Source organism: Haloplanus salinarum, assembly GCF_009762275.1.
GTDB classification, from domain to species: domain Archaea; phylum Halobacteriota; class Halobacteria; order Halobacteriales; family Haloferacaceae; genus Haloplanus; species Haloplanus salinarum.
On the sequence record NZ_CP034345.1, the window covers coordinates 1353607 to 1371504 of the forward strand.

General features: G+C 48.1%; 11 protein-coding genes and 2 pseudogenes. 7 read left to right on the forward strand and 6 right to left on the reverse strand.

What is annotated here, in order from left to right:
• Positions 1–435 precede the first annotated feature (435 nt).
• Positions 436–1656 (forward strand): orc1/cdc6 family replication initiation protein, encoded by a 1221-nt coding sequence (locus EI982_RS08295; protein WP_157689263.1) that lies wholly within the window; start codon positions 436–438, stop codon positions 1654–1656.
• Positions 1657–2075: 419 nt separating this feature from the next.
• Here EI982_RS08295 and EI982_RS08300 read toward each other — a convergent pair whose 3' ends face one another.
• Positions 2076–4178: an STT3 domain-containing protein gene (locus tag EI982_RS08300; protein WP_157689264.1), complete on the reverse strand. Its 2103-nt coding sequence runs from the start codon at positions 4176–4178 to the stop codon at positions 2076–2078.
• A 1174-nt stretch (positions 4179–5352) separates the two neighbouring features.
• Between EI982_RS08300 and EI982_RS08305 the strand changes: the two genes are divergently transcribed.
• Both EI982_RS08305 and EI982_RS08310 read left to right on the forward strand, forming a co-directional pair.
• Positions 5353–7161: an ABC transporter ATP-binding protein gene (locus tag EI982_RS08305; protein WP_157689265.1), complete on the forward strand. Its 1809-nt coding sequence runs from the start codon at positions 5353–5355 to the stop codon at positions 7159–7161.
• A 504-nt stretch (positions 7162–7665) separates the two neighbouring features.
• On the forward strand, positions 7666–8442 hold the full coding sequence (locus EI982_RS08310; RefSeq protein WP_157689266.1) for an O-antigen ligase family protein: 777 nt from the start codon (positions 7666–7668) through the stop codon (positions 8440–8442).
• Here EI982_RS08310 and EI982_RS08315 read toward each other — a convergent pair.
• A pseudogene (locus tag EI982_RS08315) lies at positions 8439–9064 on the reverse strand (IS6 family transposase). The gene EI982_RS08310 and the pseudogene EI982_RS08315 sit on opposite strands and share 4 nt — an antisense overlap.
• A 97-nt stretch (positions 9065–9161) precedes the next feature.
• On the opposite strand from EI982_RS08315, the gene EI982_RS08320 reads away from it, so the two are divergent.
• Entirely contained in the window at positions 9162–10229 is a 1068-nt protein-coding gene (locus EI982_RS08320; protein ID WP_157689267.1) for a glycosyltransferase, read from the forward strand.
• A gap of 112 nt (positions 10230–10341) precedes the next feature.
• Here EI982_RS08320 and EI982_RS08325 read toward each other — a convergent pair.
• From EI982_RS08325 to EI982_RS08340, 4 genes and pseudogenes are all read right to left on the reverse strand, one after another.
• A pseudogene (locus EI982_RS08325) lies at positions 10342–10524 on the reverse strand (ISH3 family transposase); the annotation flags it as partial.
• Positions 10525–10588: 64 nt separating this feature from the next.
• Positions 10589–11791 carry a glycosyltransferase gene (locus EI982_RS08330; protein ID WP_157689268.1) on the reverse strand — a complete coding sequence of 401 codons (1203 nt, stop codon included), beginning with the start codon at positions 11789–11791 and terminating at the stop codon, positions 10589–10591.
• Between the two features lie 152 nt (positions 11792–11943).
• On the reverse strand, positions 11944–12795 hold the full coding sequence (locus EI982_RS08335; protein WP_157689269.1) for a glycosyltransferase family 4 protein: 852 nt from the start codon (positions 12793–12795) through the stop codon (positions 11944–11946).
• Between the two features lie 354 nt (positions 12796–13149).
• The gene (locus EI982_RS08340) at positions 13150–14292 is read right to left on the reverse strand and encodes a glycosyltransferase family 4 protein (protein ID WP_157689270.1); all 1143 of its coding nucleotides are present in this window, start codon (positions 14290–14292) and stop codon (positions 13150–13152) included.
• Positions 14293–14581: 289 nt separating this feature from the next.
• Between EI982_RS08340 and wecB the strand changes: the two genes are divergently transcribed.
• Genes wecB through EI982_RS08355 form a run of 3 tightly spaced genes read left to right on the forward strand, consistent with a single transcriptional unit; the run spans position 14582 to position 17882 of the window.
• Positions 14582–15661: a non-hydrolyzing UDP-N-acetylglucosamine 2-epimerase gene (wecB, locus tag EI982_RS08345; protein ID WP_157689271.1), complete on the forward strand. Its 1080-nt coding sequence runs from the start codon at positions 14582–14584 to the stop codon at positions 15659–15661.
• Positions 15662–15712: 51 nt separating this feature from the next.
• Complete coding sequence (locus EI982_RS08350) at positions 15713–16630, forward strand: NAD-dependent epimerase/dehydratase family protein (protein ID WP_157689272.1); 918 nt, start codon at positions 15713–15715, stop codon at positions 16628–16630.
• Entirely contained in the window at positions 16620–17882 is a 1263-nt protein-coding gene (locus EI982_RS08355; protein WP_157689273.1) for a nucleotide sugar dehydrogenase, read from the forward strand. The genes EI982_RS08350 and EI982_RS08355 overlap by 11 nt, the downstream gene beginning before the upstream one ends.
• The last annotated feature ends 16 nt before the right edge of the window (positions 17883–17898 follow it).

Sequence of the window (17898 nt, forward strand, 5' to 3'; positions counted from 1 at the left end):
CCTTATTTCCGCCACAAGCGCCAAATCTCACGGATATCGGGCATTCTTGAGGTGGTTGTAGACGGCAGTTTTGAGTAACACTTCACGGATCCAACCTCCAACTCCACGGGCACACGGTTGCGCTGAGCGCGCACTTGATGCTAGATTAGAGCCGGGTTGTCAGATAAATAAATATCAGAATTAACGGTTCCCCCACACCCCACTGTGTCGAATGTTCTCCAAACGAGGTCGGGGCAGAGTTGGATATCTCCATCAACTGTGACTAGCTCATCCCACCCCACTATGTCGAATGTTTAGTTACATCCAATCCTGGGATAGCGTGGGTTATACAGTCAATTGTGCTTAGTCTGCCTTCTCCAAATCTTCGGACATATTCATTCGACGCACTTGACACAGTGGTTTTATTATCCCTGCATCAAGAGATATGAACAACCGATGCCGACGTTCACTCGAGACACCCATATCTTTCGCGACGAGGATATGCTTCGGGATGATTACCAACCAGAATCAATCATGGCCCGGGAGTCGGAACTCAGTGCGTACAAAACCGCACTCCAACCCGTCATAAATGGTGCCCAACCGCGGAACGTTTTCTTATATGGAAAAACTGGTGTTGGGAAGACAGCTGTCTCACGGTATCTGCTCGAACAACTGCAACAAGACTCAGCCCAGTATGACGATGTTTCTCTGTCGGTGTTTTGGCTTAATTGCACGAATCTCTCTTCGTCGTATCAAGTAGCAGTCAACCTCGTCAATACACTACGTCCAGCTGAGGATCAAATCAGCACAACTGGATATCCCCAACAACGTGTCTTTGATCTCCTGTATGAGGAACTCGATGCAGTCGGTGGAACAGTCTTGATCGTCCTCGACGAGATTGATCACATTGGTACCGACGATGAGATACTTTATGAAATTCCGCGAGCGCGCTCGAACGGCTACCTTACAGCCACGAAACCTGGAGTAATCGGAATTAGCAATGACTTCGGCTTTCGGGATAATCTCTCTCCAAAAGTGAAAGACACACTCTGTGAGGAAGAGATCCATTTCTCACCGTACAATGCGCCCGAACTGGAAGCGATTCTTGATCGACGAGCGGAGGGTGCTCTCTTTGATGATGCCACTGAATCGGGCGTACTCGCGCTATGTGCTGCTATGGCCGCACAAGACACCGGGAGTGCGAGACAAGCGCTTGATTTGTTGTACCAAGCCGGCGAACTCGCACGAGCTGCAAGCCATGACAAAATCACCAAGGACGATGTTCACGAGGCTCGGAACAAACTTGAGCGGAGCCAAATCGAACACGGGATGCGCGAACTAACACGCCACGGACATCTCTCGCTCTTGGCAGTCTTGCAATTAGCTCTTGAGTCAGGGGGACCATTTCGCGTACGGGATATTTACCCACAGTATTGTACAATTTCCGAGCAGTCGGACATCGATCCGCTGGTTCGCCGTCGTATGCATGACCACCTTGCTGACCTCGCAATGCTTGGTATCCTTGACCGTCGTTCTCGCAACGAGGGCCGTTCCGGAGGACAGTACTACGAGTACGAGTTCGCTGTCGGCCTCGATCTTGTTGCTAACGTTGTTAGCGACTTTGAGGGACTTACGCTACCGCGGCGTGTCGTAGAATTGATTCAGTCAATGGAGTAGATTGCCTTGGGGGAAAGTGCCGAGGTCAACAGCTTTTCCAGCTTATAGAACCTCAATCGGAACACTTGACGCGGTGGGGTGTCGGACGTGAATCACAGCATCTGTCCTTGTTTAGACCTTTCGCCGCAAGGTTCGGTAGAGGAACTTTCCTAGGGACTTGCGACCACGGAAACAGAAACGATCCGGCATATGGAACTGCAAGACGTTCAGCGAGGCAACAGAACCGAGCAGCTCTAGGATGAACACTTGACATGGTGGGGTGGTAAAGAGAAAGCTCCGAATAGCTACTCTGAACATTCGCACTCCTGATGAGATCGGTATCGGAAATTGCTGAGAACATTCGACACGGTGGGGTGTGGGAAGATAATCCCAACTCAGTAAGAATTTCTCGTCGCCACTGGATAGCCATCGTTTCTCAATCAGTTCTCGACAGTCACGGTGTCTCCCGACTGGATCATGCGTTCGGTGATTTCGACGGTCCAGTCCTCCGCTCCGATGCGGTACGTTCCCGGGTTGGCCACGGTCACCTCGAACGTGCCGTCCGCGACCGGCGCCCGGCGAACGTACTCGAAGTCATCGCCGGGGATCGACACCTCGGCGACGAGTCGAACTTGGTCCCTGTCCTCCGGTGCCGGACCACGAATCGTCGCACCGGCTACGAGCCGGAACACCTTCCGCCTGCCGTCCTCGGTAGCGAACAGGGCGCGGAAGTGCCTGACACCGCTGATATCGCTGATTTCGGCGCTCCCGAATCGGTCGTGAAGCGTCGATTGAATTGTCGACGAGGAGATCAGCCCGAGATGCGGTAGGTCGCGAGTAACAACGAATCCGACACGACCTGCGAACTCCTCGTACCACTCGTCGGCGCTGTTGGCGTTCGAAAACAGGAAGTCCTCGTAGGTCCGTTGGGCGTAGCCGTACGACGCCGCCTCCCCGTTCACGAAGTAGTTGTAGACGCGGTTGCGCCCCCACTTGCTGAGGACGTAGCTCTCGGGATAAGGAATGTTCCTCTCGTCGACGTACTCGGTGATCCAGCGCGCCGCTTCGTACGTGGCATCGTCGATGACGAGTCGTCGATCGATGAGCGCGGCGTAGAGTGACCCGGACCCGACGGCGACGCCCGCGAGGCCGGCGAGCAATGCCACGCGGGTCCGATCCGGAACGACGAGATCGTCGTCACCCCCATCGGCGGCGACGGTCGGCGCCGTGGCATCGTCCCGGCTGTCCCGGCGCGGGACAGGCGGCCGCACGAGGTCGAACCACGACGCTAACATCACGAAGCCCACGCCGCCCATGATGGCCGCGAACGGGGCGAGTTCGCCGGCGAATCGCCGCTGGAGCGTCGCCAGCACCCCGAAGTGAACGGTGTAGACGCCGACGACGAACCACCCTGGTTCGAGCCGCTGCCACCCCCACTTGGCCGCGAACGGTAGTATCGGCGCCGCGAGCACGGACGCGAACCCGAGAATGACGAGGACGCCGGCCGCGCCGTAGTTGGCACCGACACCGGTGAGTTCGGCGGCTTCCGTCGAGGCGAAGAATTCGAGCCCGGACTCCAGTTCGGATGCCACGGCCGGAACCTGACGAACGACGACGACGGCGACGATACCGAGTACCACCTCGGCGGCCGCGAGCCACGTCCACGACCCCCCGGCCCGCCGGACGGCGACCACGAGTGCCAGTACCCCGAGGCTTCCGAGGGCGAGCAGATCGAGTGCGTAGATAACGGCTTCGAACTGCCAGCCGAGCAGCAGGTGGACGAGGTGTGCGAGCGCCGCGCCACCGGCGAGACCGGCGACGACCGGGGCGAGCCGTTCCGGCCCGTCTCGGCGAATCTCCACCAGTGCCACGAGGGCGAGCGCGGGGGCAAGTGGGACGAGCAGGAGCGGTGCGGCCTCCCACGCGAGCGCCTGCCCCGCCACCGCGACGGCGAGCGTGCCCATGGCGAGCCACGTTCGACGGTCACGCTCACTCCGGGCGAGCAGTTCGATCACGGCCAGCGCCGTCAGTGCGAGCCACACGTAGTCGAAGGCGTGGTGGTCGGCGACGCCGAGGGCAGTCCGGTAGGCGTGCGCCGGCGTGACAGCCAGTAGACCCGCGGCAGCGAGGCCGATTCGCACATCCCCGGTGAGTCGTGTGGCAGCGCCGTAGACGAACGCAGCCGTCAGCACCGCTGCGACCACGGGGTACCACGCGACAACAAAGCCCGACCCCCACGTGCCCGCGCCGAACGGCCACGCAGCCACCGAAAGCGTCGCGGCGAGCAGCGGTTCGCCACGAATCGCCCGGTCGGGAAGTGACGGGGGTGGCCCGTTCGCCAGCGCCTGATCGACCAGATAGCGGTAGAAGTAGGGGTCATTCGAAACGAGAACGACCCAGTCATCGCGGAACACTTCCTGAATCGTCGGGAGGCGAACGAGGATGACGAGCAAGAGGGCGATCGATAGGGCTGTTCGGACAGGGATGCGACGTTGTTGGTCTGCCCGATCCGCTGGCTCGTCGGACCGCTCGGCTTCGCTCATCTCTTCTCCCACTCAAAATAGTCTGGGCCCTTCACAGCTATTCGACCAGACTATAGGGAGAGACATACATATAGCCACTCGTCTGCTGAGATATGACCGCTAACGGTCACTTCGGGGACAACAACGGCGCTTTCGTGGGGCAGGGAAATATTCCAGGTTGAAATGGCATGCCGCAAGCCCGGCGTCACTCAGCGTCTCGTGCCTGCCGACAGCGGCCGTTTTCACAACTATTTCTCGTGTCTTGGTGGGGAAATTAAATATTATCCAATTTGATATCTGATTCTCGTTCGTGATTGATTCCGTTTACGGACTATCAGAGACATCAACATCGGGGTCGCATTACTCACTCCTCGAGAAGAACACTGAAATCGCGAACTGGCTATCGAAACCTGACCTCATCGATCTATCGGTTAAGATACTCGCCGGCCGTCGCTGTCGAGATATGGCCGTCTGCCACAAATCGTACTGAGAGACCGATAGATCCGGCCACATTGACCACACACTGTTTTGAGGCCCGTGCATCACCGTCGTCGGTGACGATCATGCCATCTACGACCTCTGCGAAGGCCAGAGCCTGTGTTTCTCCAAGATTCAGCGATTTGAGACAATAGCTCTTACAACACTTCTGTTGACGGAGATGGAGTAACTACGGGCTTCTCTTCCTCAAGGACAGCGAGTACGGTACTGATGAGATTAGAGTAGTTGGATTGAAACACCTTGAGAGCCCCGCCTCGCTGGAGTCGGAGAGCCTGCTACGCACGCTTCGCTTGACGTCGTCGAGAGAGCTTTGTTCTCCCAAGCTCACGACGGCCGAGCCGACGTGAACGCCCGTGTCCTCCAGCAGCGAGGGAGCGAAGCTTTCTCAGGCAATCGGGCGGCGAACCCGCCCAATAGCGAGGCGCACCTTTTTATCCCACCCACGTCAACTGGTCAATCGGCTGCCGCTGGGTGAAACTGGAAAAGATCGGTCTCTCGGCGCACCCGGACGTATACGAGAGCACCATTCTCGTGAGCCAACCAGAACCAATTGGGTCCTGGTGATGTCGTGGTTTTCAAGGTGGCCACAGTTTCGCTTGCTTATTTCAACACTACTGATGCCAAGATAATTAACGTAATACCATAGAACCGACGGTATTATTCAAGTCGAACGCGGACACAAACATAATTGACGGATATGTCACATCCAGATTCCGAAACGGTCTCAAGACGTGAGAAGATTAATGCCCTTCTTGATGTCTCAGGGTATAACCCCCAATTTACTGCTGGGATCGTATCGCTTGGGATATTAGCAGCGATTTTAGAAGGGGTTGGCCTAAGCTTCATTCTACCGATCGTCGAACTAGTACAACTTGAACGTCCCGCGGCACAGGCAGATGGCCTCCTTGCGGTGTTCGTCACCGCATACCAGATGCTCGGAATCCCGTTCACGCTCGGATATGTGGTCCTAGGGGTGTCAATCGTGATGATTGCGCGGTACACGACAAGTTTCATAGTAGCTTGGCTCCGTGAGGCGGTCCGAACCTACTACATTCGGGACCTCCAAGACCAAGCATTCCGAAATGCGCTTAACGCGAGGGTCGCGTATTTCGATGATCAAGGTTCTGACGATATCTTGAATGCAATCGTGACGCAAACAACGTATGCGGGGCGGGTGATTCAGCGTGGGATCCAATTGCTCCAGCAGGGATTTCTTGCCTTAGCATACTTTTGCGTCGCGTTGGCAATGGCACCCGGTCTGACGATTGCGACTGGGATAGTCCTCGGAAGTTTCACCATTTTTTTCCGACAAGTTATTGAATCTGGATATGACATCGGTGACCGCATCGCTGAGGCAAACGAAGAACGTCAAGAGGCAGCACAAGCTGGAACACAGGGAATCCGAGACGTACGGATATTCGGTGTTGCCGAGGAACTCTATAATGATTTCCGAGACGCGATTGAGAAGTTCACGAGTGAGCGAGTCACCCTCAGACGAAACGAAGCAGCGATCACTAACTTCTACAACCTCGTCGTCGCAGTGTCAGTATTTGTACTCATCTATTTTGCATTAACGTTTGCCAACCTTTCACTCGGATCGCTCGGGGTCTTCCTATTCGCAATGTTCCGTCTTGGACCAAGAGCAAGTAATGTAAACAAACTCATCTATCAAGTTGAAAATGATCTCCCACATCTCGTTCGAACCCTTGAATTCATAGAGGAACTTCAAACACAACAAGAGCCGCAAGATGGATCTCGTCCGGTACCCGCCGAGGTGGAACCTATTGAATTTGATAATGTATACTTTTCATATAATGACGACGAACAGGTACTCCATGGTATCAACTTTAAGGTCGAAAAAAGCGAGTTTGTCGCGTTTGTTGGTCAATCTGGCGCCGGAAAATCAACAATAGTCTCACTTCTTGCCCGAATGTATGAAGTTGATGCTGGAGAAATTCGTGCAAATGGGATTCCGATTGACGAAATGGATATCACCGAGTGGCGTGATCAACTATCCGTTGTGAGACAAGACCCATTTATATTTAATGATACACTCAGATATAATCTTACGATTGGGAACAGGAACGTTAGCGAAGCTGAACTAGATGATGTGTGCGAGATCGCGAAGGTTGATGAGTTCCTGAAAGACCTGCCGGAAGGATACGATACGATGCTCGGGGACGAAGGAGTTCGACTATCTGGAGGCCAGAAGCAGCGGGTAGCGTTAGCACGAGCGTTACTAAAAGATGCCTCCTTGTTAATTCTTGATGAGGCGACGAGTGATCTTGACTCCAACTTGGAGAAGCAAGTCCAACAATCAATTGAAGAGATGGAGCGTGAGTATGCTATCGTGGCGATTGCCCATCGGCTATCAACCGTTAAAAAAGCCGACAAGATATATACCCTTGATAATGGACACATCGTTGAGTCAGGGACACACGACCAACTTATTAATCAAGGTGGAGAATATGCAGATTTGTATGGGATTCAGTCATCGAACGCATAAAGTGTCAGGTTTAAAAATTAATTACGCTACACAAGTAAGTTGTTCATGACACAAAAGATATCCAAAAAAAAAATGTTGGGTGAATCATATACGACGAACTATCTGAAAATAAGACGTGCAACTATATTATTCTCTACTGTCTTGTTCGCATTATACCCGTACAGGATAACGCTTAACTCAATTATTCACATCCCATATGATACAATAATTTTATCTAATTATATTCTGTTGCCAATATTTCTTTTTGTGATTTTTGTTTGTACATATCGACGTATTAGTATAATGAAGGCATCTCTTGAGATCTTCTTCAGTTGCATATTATTATTTGTGTTTATTGGGATTTCTATTGTATGGTCTCCAAAAATTAGTTATAGCTTCCAAAAATACACCTATATTATATTTCAACTTCCAGTATTAGTTTCATTCGTTACATTTGTGATATCTAATAATCGACAAAATATTAGAGCATTTATATTCGCAACTTTGTGTGGAAGTTATATTTTGATGTTAGCTCTGCTGTGGGGATCGATTTTCTCAAATGGGATACACACTATAATAAATGAAGGCACATACATTGGGGTCAATAGGTTATTGGGTGTTGGAATTGTATGCTCAATCTTCGTAATTATGGATGTGAAAAATAATACTCTCCGAATTCTGTTCGGATTTTTTTCGCTTATGAACCTGTTTTTCATGACACAAACTGGTGGTCGAGGTCCTCTGATTGCAGTAATAATATCGCTCATCTTTTCTCTAGTATGGAATTATAATACAGGAAAAGTGCGTGATTACTTGTGGTATATGATAACTTTATTCGTATCTCTAATTATCCTAGTTTTAAATGGGGGAAGAACCATAAACAGATTACTTTCTTTAATTCATGATCCAGGTAGAAGCGCGATAATTCGGATAGATATGGCAATTCACAGTGTGAATTTATTCTTAGAAAGACCACTACTGGGTCATGGGATTGGCTCATTTCCGACCTTGTACAAGTCCGGAACATATATGTACCCGCATAATATTTTCCTTGAAATACTAGTTGAATCAGGAACTATTGGAATTATCTTTCTGTCATTTTTTATATATTATGTATCAATTACTGTAATTAAATACAGAAATCATAATTATCGGCTTGCAGGGCTAATTTCATCACTTATAATATATTCCCTAATAAATGCCTCTGTCTCTTTTGATATTCCCGGGAATAAAGTGTTCTTCATATATTCTGCAATGGTCCTCGCATTATTTGGTTACGATAGTTCGAACGGTAGTGTCTAGATAAGCTGGTTCCATGCGAAGTCAAACGCTTGTAACCAATTTTCAGCGGTACTCGGTCAACATTTCTGAACGATTTGAAACTGGTTAGTTCGTCGTTTTAGTTCACGGAAGACACGTTCGACGGCATCCCCATGTGTAATATGCTGGAATCGTAGCCCATGTCGTAACAGGCTGCCTGCAACCATGGTGCACCGTCGACGAGAAAGATGACGTCGTCGGCCTGATGTTTCTCGCGTAATTCCAGGAGAAACATCGAGGTGATCGCCGTGGTTCTCGTCGGATAGAGCCGTACATGGAGCAGGCGATTGGTGTCGGGATCGACAGTGGCGTACAGCCAATATCGTTCATCATTTAGTTGAATCACGGTTTCGTCGACCACAACGTGATTCGGGTCAGCACCGTCTATCGGCTGTAAATCGGCCTTCTGTACCCATCGATGCACAGTGCTTCGTTAACTATCGACACCCAACATCTCAAGAATAGAAACGGTATCCGAAAGTGATAGTCCAGCCAAATGGAGTCGGATACCGAGCTTCATCGCTGGCTCGGATGTCGCCTATCCCTCCAGAAATTCTAACTCGATACAACCGCTATCGCTGCTGAGGCGGTCAAACGAGAACATAATTCACTCAAATCTTCGACTGCCTCGTTCCTTATCGCATCGCTACCGTTCGAACAAGGCATAGAAAAAGATATTATACACCATACGTGAAAACAAGATGGTCTCAGTCGTGAGTTCAAGAATACTTTTCCACACCCCACAACCGCTTGATAATCTGGATAGCGGCTCAAGTGTCCGTCCAGCGAAGTTGATAGACGCATTTGAACAGATAGGATATAATGTAGATAAGGTGATCGGAGACACCAAGGAACGACGACAACGAATCCAAGAAATCCAACAGAGTGACCGAGACTATCTTTTTTGTTACTCTGAACCAACAACTTGGCCGGTTCATCCACTTATTGACTATCGTTTGTACTGGTATCTTCAATCTAAAAATATTCCCACAGGAGTCTTTTATCGAGATATCCTTTGGAAATTCCCAGAATTATTTGATCACTCTGGATTGAAATACTGGGAAGCTCAAGTCCGATATAGAATGGATTTAGCCGTGATTTCTCGCATTGCAGATCAAATCTATGTTCCCTCGTCTACCCTTGGTGAATATCTTAATATTAATTCTCCAATAAAGCCACTTCCACCAGGAGGAACAGATCAAGTAGCAACAAATGACTCAACGTTACAATTAGAACGCGTAATCTACGTTGGTGGTCTCTCAGGACGTTACAGCTCGGGACTCCTATCAAAAGCTTGCAAATTAGCAGCTAACGAACAAAATGTCACGCTTGATTTAGTATGCCGTGAGCCAGAATATCAGTCGTTACCAAACTCCGTTCGTCAGCGATTCAAATCAGACTGGGTTACAGTACATCATAAATCTGGAGAAGCACTCAACGATCTCTACCAGCGTGCTGATGCAGGCATCATCCCATTTAAACCGACGCAGTATAACAATATGGTTATGCCAGTCAAGCTATTTGAATACCTCTCGTATGGCCTCCCAATCATCACAACAAATATTAAGGAAGTATCAGAATTTGTTCAATCTAATAGTTGCGGAGTAGTTTCCGATTCCAATTATAAAGATTTAGCTAATAAAATTATTTTGCTTTCAAATGATGAAGAACTATATCAAGAAAGAAGAGAAAATGCAGTACTAACTCTAAGACAGAATCGATGGATTGACCGTGCAGAGCAAGTTGCCTCTGATCTGATTCCGCAATAGAAGACGAAGTCCTGCGTCAGCTTAACCGTTAAGTAGGCACCTTTGTATCCACTGTTACGTATGATTCTCCTGAACGAGTCAAACTCACGAGTACCGCCGATATTGATCTGTAGTCTTCGTCGCCGTAGTAGGGCCGCAGGTGGAAGTCCGAAACGGCCTCCACCTGCTCAGGGAGGACATCAAGAACCTCCTTCTGGAGAAGCGTGTTTCCAACTTGTTTGAGCTTCTCTATGTCGAATTTAGTGCGGAGATGGTAGAATACTGAGTTTCTGTGAGGTACATCTTCCCTTCTCTCCAGGGCGTCAAGACCGAGATTTATTGTGACAATTCTGCCAACTATGCCGATCAAAAATCGAATTCTATTCGTTTGTATAAGAATGAAATACATCAACAAGCTTGTCAACGGATATCGATATACTATACTCTGTCCTCACAGTATTTTTTCCATTCATGGCGAGCCTTTTTCGTTCTTCAGGATTTTCAAGGAGGTCCATGATGAAAACTGCTAGCGAATCTGGGTCTCTTGGGGGGACGAGTACCCCATCATATCCATCTGTTATGAGTTCTGGTATTGCAGACACTGTCGTAGATACACATGTCGTTTCAGAGGCCATTGCTTCTTTTAAGACGACCGGCATTGCGTCCCGATCACCATTTTCAGCTACCACGCAAGGCAACAAGAAAATTGATGCTTCCTTCAACTCTTTCTTTAAACTACTATCAGACACATTTCCTAAAAATTTCACATTGTCTTCAATTCCGCTATTTGAAACCTGTTGTTGTAATCGGTTCTTGAGAGGCCCAGATCCAATTATATGATACTCTATATCAATCCCTTGCTTGATGAGCTGATTTACTGCCTCTATCGCAAAAGTAATCCCTTTTTTTTCGATTAATCGCCCGACCGTTAAGATCCTATTTTCAATAGGAGATGTAGCAGACTCAAATTTGTTAATCCGTGTTGTGGCTGGAACTACATAGATACTATTCTGCACCCCTATATTCTCGTCAAGATACTGGCGATTATATTCGGACGGTACAACAATGCCGCTCATATTATTACATATATACCTTATCTTTGCATAGTCCGGTGATTTGAATATCTCAAAGGCATGGGCAGTCACTGTGCAAGGGATATTATTTTCTTTCGCAGCTAATAACGCTGCAACTCTGGTTGCGGTTGCGAAATGGGAATGAATAATGTCAACTTCAAAGTCAAGAGAGTGAATGAAGTCTGCACATTGTTTAGAAAGTAGCAATATTGATCCTATCTCTTTTAAAGATAGACAACTCATATATCCTTTTGGCATGTATTTGGTAAGCTTTTGAATCGAATGAGAAGACACCAATTGAAGGACATCTCGATAAGAGGGGTCAGAATAGTAAACGGGAATATCAATATCTCTATATTCTTGGTGTGTTATTTCTTCTTCCGGGTTTCTTTGCGCAAACACCGCAACGTTGTGACCCCTTTTGTGTAGCTCGGAGATCTCGTTCAAAATGAAACTTTCCGACAATTTGGGGAATAATCCAACATAATATACTACCCCTAACTGGCTCATAATATAGAAAACTCTCTGCATACACTAAACCCAATTGGTCGTCCGTAACGAGATCGTATTTTTGAGTCTATCGAGATATATTGAAAGAAAAGAGCGATACGATTACACATTTTGAACTATTCATAGTCGAGGTGGTACTAGGTTCCCGATAATCACGAGTTATTCGCATCGTAAATTGCTTCGATAAATCCATCAAAGGATCTCTGAATACTCAGACGATGGATTGCATCTTGTTGGATATCTTTTGCTGAAGCATATTTGAGTTCGCCCGTCATTTGTTTGGATATCAAGTGGCTGAGTTCTTGAGGCGATTTATGATCAAATATATGGCCATTAAACCCCTCACGAACTACATCTGGGGCACAGCCACACATATCAGATACAATCACGGGTGTTCCACAAGCCAATGCCTCATTCACAACAAGCCCCCAAACTTCTACTGAAGATGGTAATACCACCAAGTCTGCTTTCGTGTAGTATGGGATAATCTCCTGTCGAGATATATGTCCTTCAAAATTGATTTCTGCTTTGAGATCAGCTGTATACTCTCTCAATTCAGCAAGTAATGGACCATCCCCGACAATATTCACCTGTATGTTTTCGGACTCAATCATTGAAACTGCATTAAATAAACTTTGTACGTTTTTTCGGGGGATGAGTTGGCCACAATACAATATCTCAAAAGAAGCCGAATTTGGCTCAAATCCATTTATATTTGAAGAATATTCTGCATATTTTTTTACATCTACTGTATTAATAGCGACATGTATAGATTCTGGTTCTGCACCCCACGCCCTTAGTGCCTCACTTGCTCTTGACCCATATGCGATCCAGCTCGATCCCCGTTTTGTGTAGATTTCTCGGAGTGTATTAATAAGCCGATTCTCTGTACCGAGACTTCCTGACCAGGTCCCACTCCATGGGACAACGGGGACATCAAATAGAAACGCGTAGAGCAATGTTTCCCAGCATGCGGCATGATTGTATCCTGCGATAACGATCACATCATATGAATTATTATGAAGTAGTCTTGAAACTCCCCCGTGAACCCAAATGATCGGTCAAGTTTATTTGAATAGAGAGATGTTCCGCTAATATACTCATACTCAAATTCAAATATGTCCTCTGTAACTGACCATGAGCGATTCTTTTCAGATTCGTCTATAAAATAAATGGTCAAATCAATTTTTTGTGATAGTCTATTGAATAATGGGATCCTGTACGGAGACGGTATATTCGTTACTATGGCAACATTCATACTTTAGGTTCTGAACTGTTATTATCGTACATTAGGATCATAGACTTGGTGAGAAGTTTTTTCTTTTCGGATTAATCCCCACGTACTAATTTTAACGGCCTCACTCAGAGGATTGTTTGGAACCAGTAGCCTCTTGAAAGAGGTCAAGTGTCTCTCTGGCACACTTCTTCCACGTAAACATCTGTGCTCGTTTTCGCCCACGATCAACTAAGTCTTTACGTAACCCCGGATCGTTCAGCACCTGCTTAATTATAACAGACATCTGATCTGGATCATTAGGGTCAAAATATAGCGCCGCATCACCACCGATCTCAGGAAGAGCTGCGCTTGCAGAAGCAACAACAGGCACTTCAGCAGCCATTGCTTCCAACATAGGTAACCCGAAGGACTCAGTCAGTGAAGGAAAGACGAACAAGTGGGCATTATTGTAGTAGGCCTTAACTTCGGGAACGGTAGCGCGGCCAACAAGCGAAACATGCTCTGTAATCCCCAAATCTCTCAATAAGGATTTAACAGTCTGTGTGTAGTCTTGTTCAACCGTCTTGCAACCGACAATTATAAGAGGATGTTCGCGACGCAACTCGGGTGAGAGTTGGGAATAAGCCGCGACCAAGTTATGTATGTTCTTATGTTTATACACTGTGGACACAAGGAGGATATACTCACGTTCTTCTAATTGTCCGCTTACTACCTCAGTAGATGCATCCCTAAACGCTGAATCAACTCCATGATGTATTGAGTACGTATCATCTTCAGAGAGGTCTAACTCACGTACAGCTTTTCGTTTTGAGGATTCTGATACGAAGATCGTAGCTTCGGAGAATGACTGCGATATCTTCAATGCCCGGGCGAGCATCATCTCTCGAACTTGCTGTCGGAGGGGTTTTTTTATTTTAATATTGTAGTACAGGTTGGAATTCTGATTCGCCACAACTTGCTTACATGGACATCCAAAGACAGGGATCTCGCTTGGAGAATACAAGAGATCAATATTCTCTTGAACAATCCGACGAGGTATGCTTGTTTGCTCGTACCACAGGCGGCCCACAGTCCCAGACACATCAACAGACTCAACCGTCAGCTGGTCCTTGTCCACAGGTAGGTTGAACCGGCTACTGATCTGTGACGGAATAAAAAAGTGCAACCTGTGCCCTGAAATTTCCAATATATTGGTGACAAGATTTTGTAGGTATATTACTCCACCTCCGGATTTTGCAGCCAATCCGTTAATTCCGATTTTCATGTTACTTGTGAGTTTAATCCGTCTCGTCACTTAATCAGACCGTCTGGAACGGTGGAGTCTCCAATCCCGATTATGACCACGATATTACGGATTGAATGGAGGAACTAGTATATATTCATTGGTTCGACATCGGGAAAGGAGAGCCAGAAATATCACTCCAATCTAAGCCGTTCCTTATGAAATAGAGAATTTTCATGATTAGCCTCACAATAAGTTATGGAACAGAATCCAGCCAGAGGACCTAACAAAGCACAAAGAACTTGCAGTCGGACGAGATAGAATAGAGAAGATGACTGAACATAAATTTGCGATAGTCCTTGGGACACGACCAGAGATAGTCAAACTGGCTCCGATCCTGAGAGTCTGTGACGAACGTTGCATTTCTTACTCTCTTATTCATACTGGCCAACATTATTCGGACGAACTCGATAGCGTTTTTTTTGAGCGATTAAACCTCCCAAAACCGGACTATCATCTCGATATTGGATCAGATAGTCATGGTAAACAGACCAGTAAGATGCTAACTGGCATTGAAGATATTGTCCAAACTGAAAACGTTGATATTGTGCTTGTACAGGGAGATACCAACACGGTACTTGCTGGTGCAATCGCAACAAGTAAATTGGACGCGAAATTGGGCCACATTGAAGCAGGACTCCGAAGTTTTAACCGCGATATGCCAGAGGAGATCAACCGAATTGTCACCGACCACGTTGGAGACTTTCTTTTTGCCCCGACAGAAGAAAGTGCAACGCTCCTCAGAAACGAGGGGATTGATGAGTCTCGTATCTACGTAACTGGAAACACTATCGTTGATGCTGTCCAAGCAAATAGAGAGATTGCCATTGAAAAGAGTGCGGTACTCAAAGAGCATAATCTCACACCTGGAGAGTTTATTCTCATGACCGCTCATCGAGCAGAGAACGTTGATGACCCAGATCGACTAGCAAGTATTCTCTCTGGAATTGATCGTGTTGCACGCGAATTAGATTATCCGGTGATCTATCCGATTCATCCACGGACTCAGAACCGATTGAATGAATTCAATCTCACGGTTCCAGATACGACCCGGCTTGTTGACCCGTTGGATTTCCTCGATTTCTTGCGGCTTGAAGATACGGCTTCGCTTGTCATCACTGACTCGGGTGGCGTTCAAGAAGAAACGTGCATTTTGCAAACGCCCTGCGTGACTGTTCGTGATTCGACCGAACGACCAGAGACAGTTTCCGTGGGAGCAAACGTTGTCGTCGGGACGGATCCCGAAGACATAGTCAACGGCGCAATAGAACAACTTCACAAATCAACTGACTGGGAGGCTCCCTTCGGTGATGGAACCGCAGCTGAGCAGATTCTAGATATACTTCTGTAGGTATCTTGAAGACCAAAAGATAGTCATAGCATTGCTTCGTCGTAATCGGTGATGGCAACGATTTTAGTTACAGGTGGGCTCGGCAGCGTTGGGTCGCCTCTCGTTGAGGAATTAGAGACACGAGGGCATGATGTGTGGGTGGCAGATCTCCCCTGGTCAGAGCGAGACAAGTACTACCGGTGTGATGTGAGTGAGTATCGGCAACTCGAACGCATCTTCGAGGATCGTGACTTCGAGTTCGTCTATCATCTTGCCGCCGAGTTTGGCCGGATGAACGGCGAGCGATTCTACGAGACGATGTGGAAGTCAAACGCGATTGGCACGAAGCATATGCTCCGTCTTCAACAGGAGCATGACTTCCGGATGATTTTCTCTTCAAGTAGTGAAGTCTACGGTGACTACGACGATGTTATGGAGGAGTCGGTGCCACATGAAAAGAGTATTCGCCAGTTGAACGACTACGCAATCTCGAAGTGGGTCAACGAACAACAAATTCTAAATTCCGCAGACCGGCACGGGACTGAAACGGTCCGTGTTCGGCTCTTCAATACCTATGGGCCGGGTGAGAAATACAGCGAATACCGTAGTGTCGTCGCAAAATTCTGTTATCGAGCGCTCCACGACGAGCCCTATCACGTGTACGAAGATCACCACCGTTCGTTCACATACGTCGGTGACACCGTCACCACCCTCGCAAATATCGTCGACAACTTCAATCCGGGCGAAGTGTACAATATCGCGAATACCGAGTATCATAACATCAAGGAACTCTCCGACCTCATCCTCGAGTATCTAGACAAAGACGACAGCAAAGTCGAGTACCGCGGAACTGAGGAACACAATACGCTGAATAAGCGAGCGAGTGTCCAACGGGCAAAGCGCGACCTCAATCACGATCCCCAGATATCGCTTGAGGAAGGCGTGCCGAAGACGATTGAATGGATGCGTGATTACTACGATGTCGAGTGACCCTACCAATATCGCTCCGATAGATGAAGTCGTCGTCATTGGAACTGGATTCGTTGGGCTCCCACTCGCACTCGTCCTTGCCGAACGGGGCACGCAGGTGTATGGTGTCGATATCGACGAGAATATTGTCGACGCTATCAATAACGCTTCACTCAATTTCAGTAGCGGCGAATTCCAAACCCGTCTCCAAAACGAGACGGTGCAGGCAAATTTAGAGGCCAGTACCGAACCGACTACCGGTGATGCGTTCGTCATTTCGGTGCCGACACCACTCCAAGAGCCATCGAAAAGTCCGGACTTATCCTACGTGGAAGCAGCTATCGAGTCGATTCTTCCATACTTGGATGGGGGCGAACTCATCAATATCGAATCGACGATTCCGCCACTCACGTGTGAACAACATGTCGTCCCTATGCTGGAGGATGCTGGATTCGCGCCAGGGGAGGACATTCAACTAGCCCATTCGCCGGAACGTATCCTGCCCGGAAACGTCTTTGAGGAGATCGTTACGAACGATCGCGTGATCGGTGGGATCAATAGCAAAAGCGCTCAGCGCGCCGCAAAGATCTACGAACCGTTCCTTGAGGGAGAGATATACATCACTAATCTTGTCTCTGCGGAGCTATGCAAACTCATGGAAAACACGTTTCGGGACGTCAACGTCGCACTCGCAAACGAATTCGCGTTGATCGGTGAGGACATGGGTGTTGATATGGATCATGTGATCAGTCTTGCCAACAAGCACCCCCGGGTAGAGATCCTCTATCCTGGCATCGGGGTCGGAGGTCACTGTCTGCCCGTGGATCCATGGTTCCTGAATGAGGTCGATCCCGAGCACACGAATCTTATCACCACTGCTCGGCGAATCAACGATAAGATGCCGAGCGTTACGGCGAAAAAAATTCGTCGAGCCATAGCAGGCTACGACACACCGAAAATTATTGTGCTAGGGGCAGCATACAAACCAAACACGTACGACCAGCGAAATAGTCCGGCCCAAGAGGTCGTGGATTCATTATTACTTGATGGCTATGATGTACAACACTACGATCGGCACGTTGACGGCATGACGTATGAGTCTCTCCAGTCGCTTCTTGAAAAAATACACCCCGACGTAGTGGTGCAACTTGTCCCTCACGACGAAACCACCCACGAAATCAACGAACTCCAAGACTGGCTCACGACGAACGATATCGAACTCATTCGCTTCGGTGAAGCAAAAACACCGACACAGCCACTCTCAGAACTGTGACGACTCAGACACTCGT

Excerpts from the sequence above, each read along its gene's own strand:
- EI982_RS08310 (WP_157689266.1), top strand. The coding sequence starts at position 7,666 with ATGTTAGCTCTGCTGTGGGGATCGATTTTCTCAAATGGGATACACACT.
- EI982_RS08340 (WP_157689270.1), bottom strand. The coding sequence starts at position 14,292 with ATGAAAATCGGAATTAACGGATTGGCTGCAAAATCCGGAGGTGGAGTA.
- EI982_RS08355 (WP_157689273.1), top strand. The coding sequence starts at position 16,620 with ATGTCGAGTGACCCTACCAATATCGCTCCGATAGATGAAGTCGTCGTC.
- EI982_RS08350 (WP_157689272.1), top strand. The coding sequence starts at position 15,713 with ATGGCAACGATTTTAGTTACAGGTGGGCTCGGCAGCGTTGGGTCGCCT.
- EI982_RS08295 (WP_157689263.1), top strand. The coding sequence starts at position 436 with ATGCCGACGTTCACTCGAGACACCCATATCTTTCGCGACGAGGATATG.
- EI982_RS08300 (WP_157689264.1), bottom strand. The coding sequence starts at position 4,178 with ATGAGCGAAGCCGAGCGGTCCGACGAGCCAGCGGATCGGGCAGACCAA.
- EI982_RS08330 (WP_157689268.1), bottom strand. The coding sequence starts at position 11,791 with ATGAGCCAGTTAGGGGTAGTATATTATGTTGGATTATTCCCCAAATTG.
- EI982_RS08320 (WP_157689267.1), top strand. The coding sequence starts at position 9,162 with ATGGTCTCAGTCGTGAGTTCAAGAATACTTTTCCACACCCCACAACCG.
- EI982_RS08305 (WP_157689265.1), top strand. The coding sequence starts at position 5,353 with ATGTCACATCCAGATTCCGAAACGGTCTCAAGACGTGAGAAGATTAAT.
- wecB (WP_157689271.1), top strand. The coding sequence starts at position 14,582 with ATGACTGAACATAAATTTGCGATAGTCCTTGGGACACGACCAGAGATA.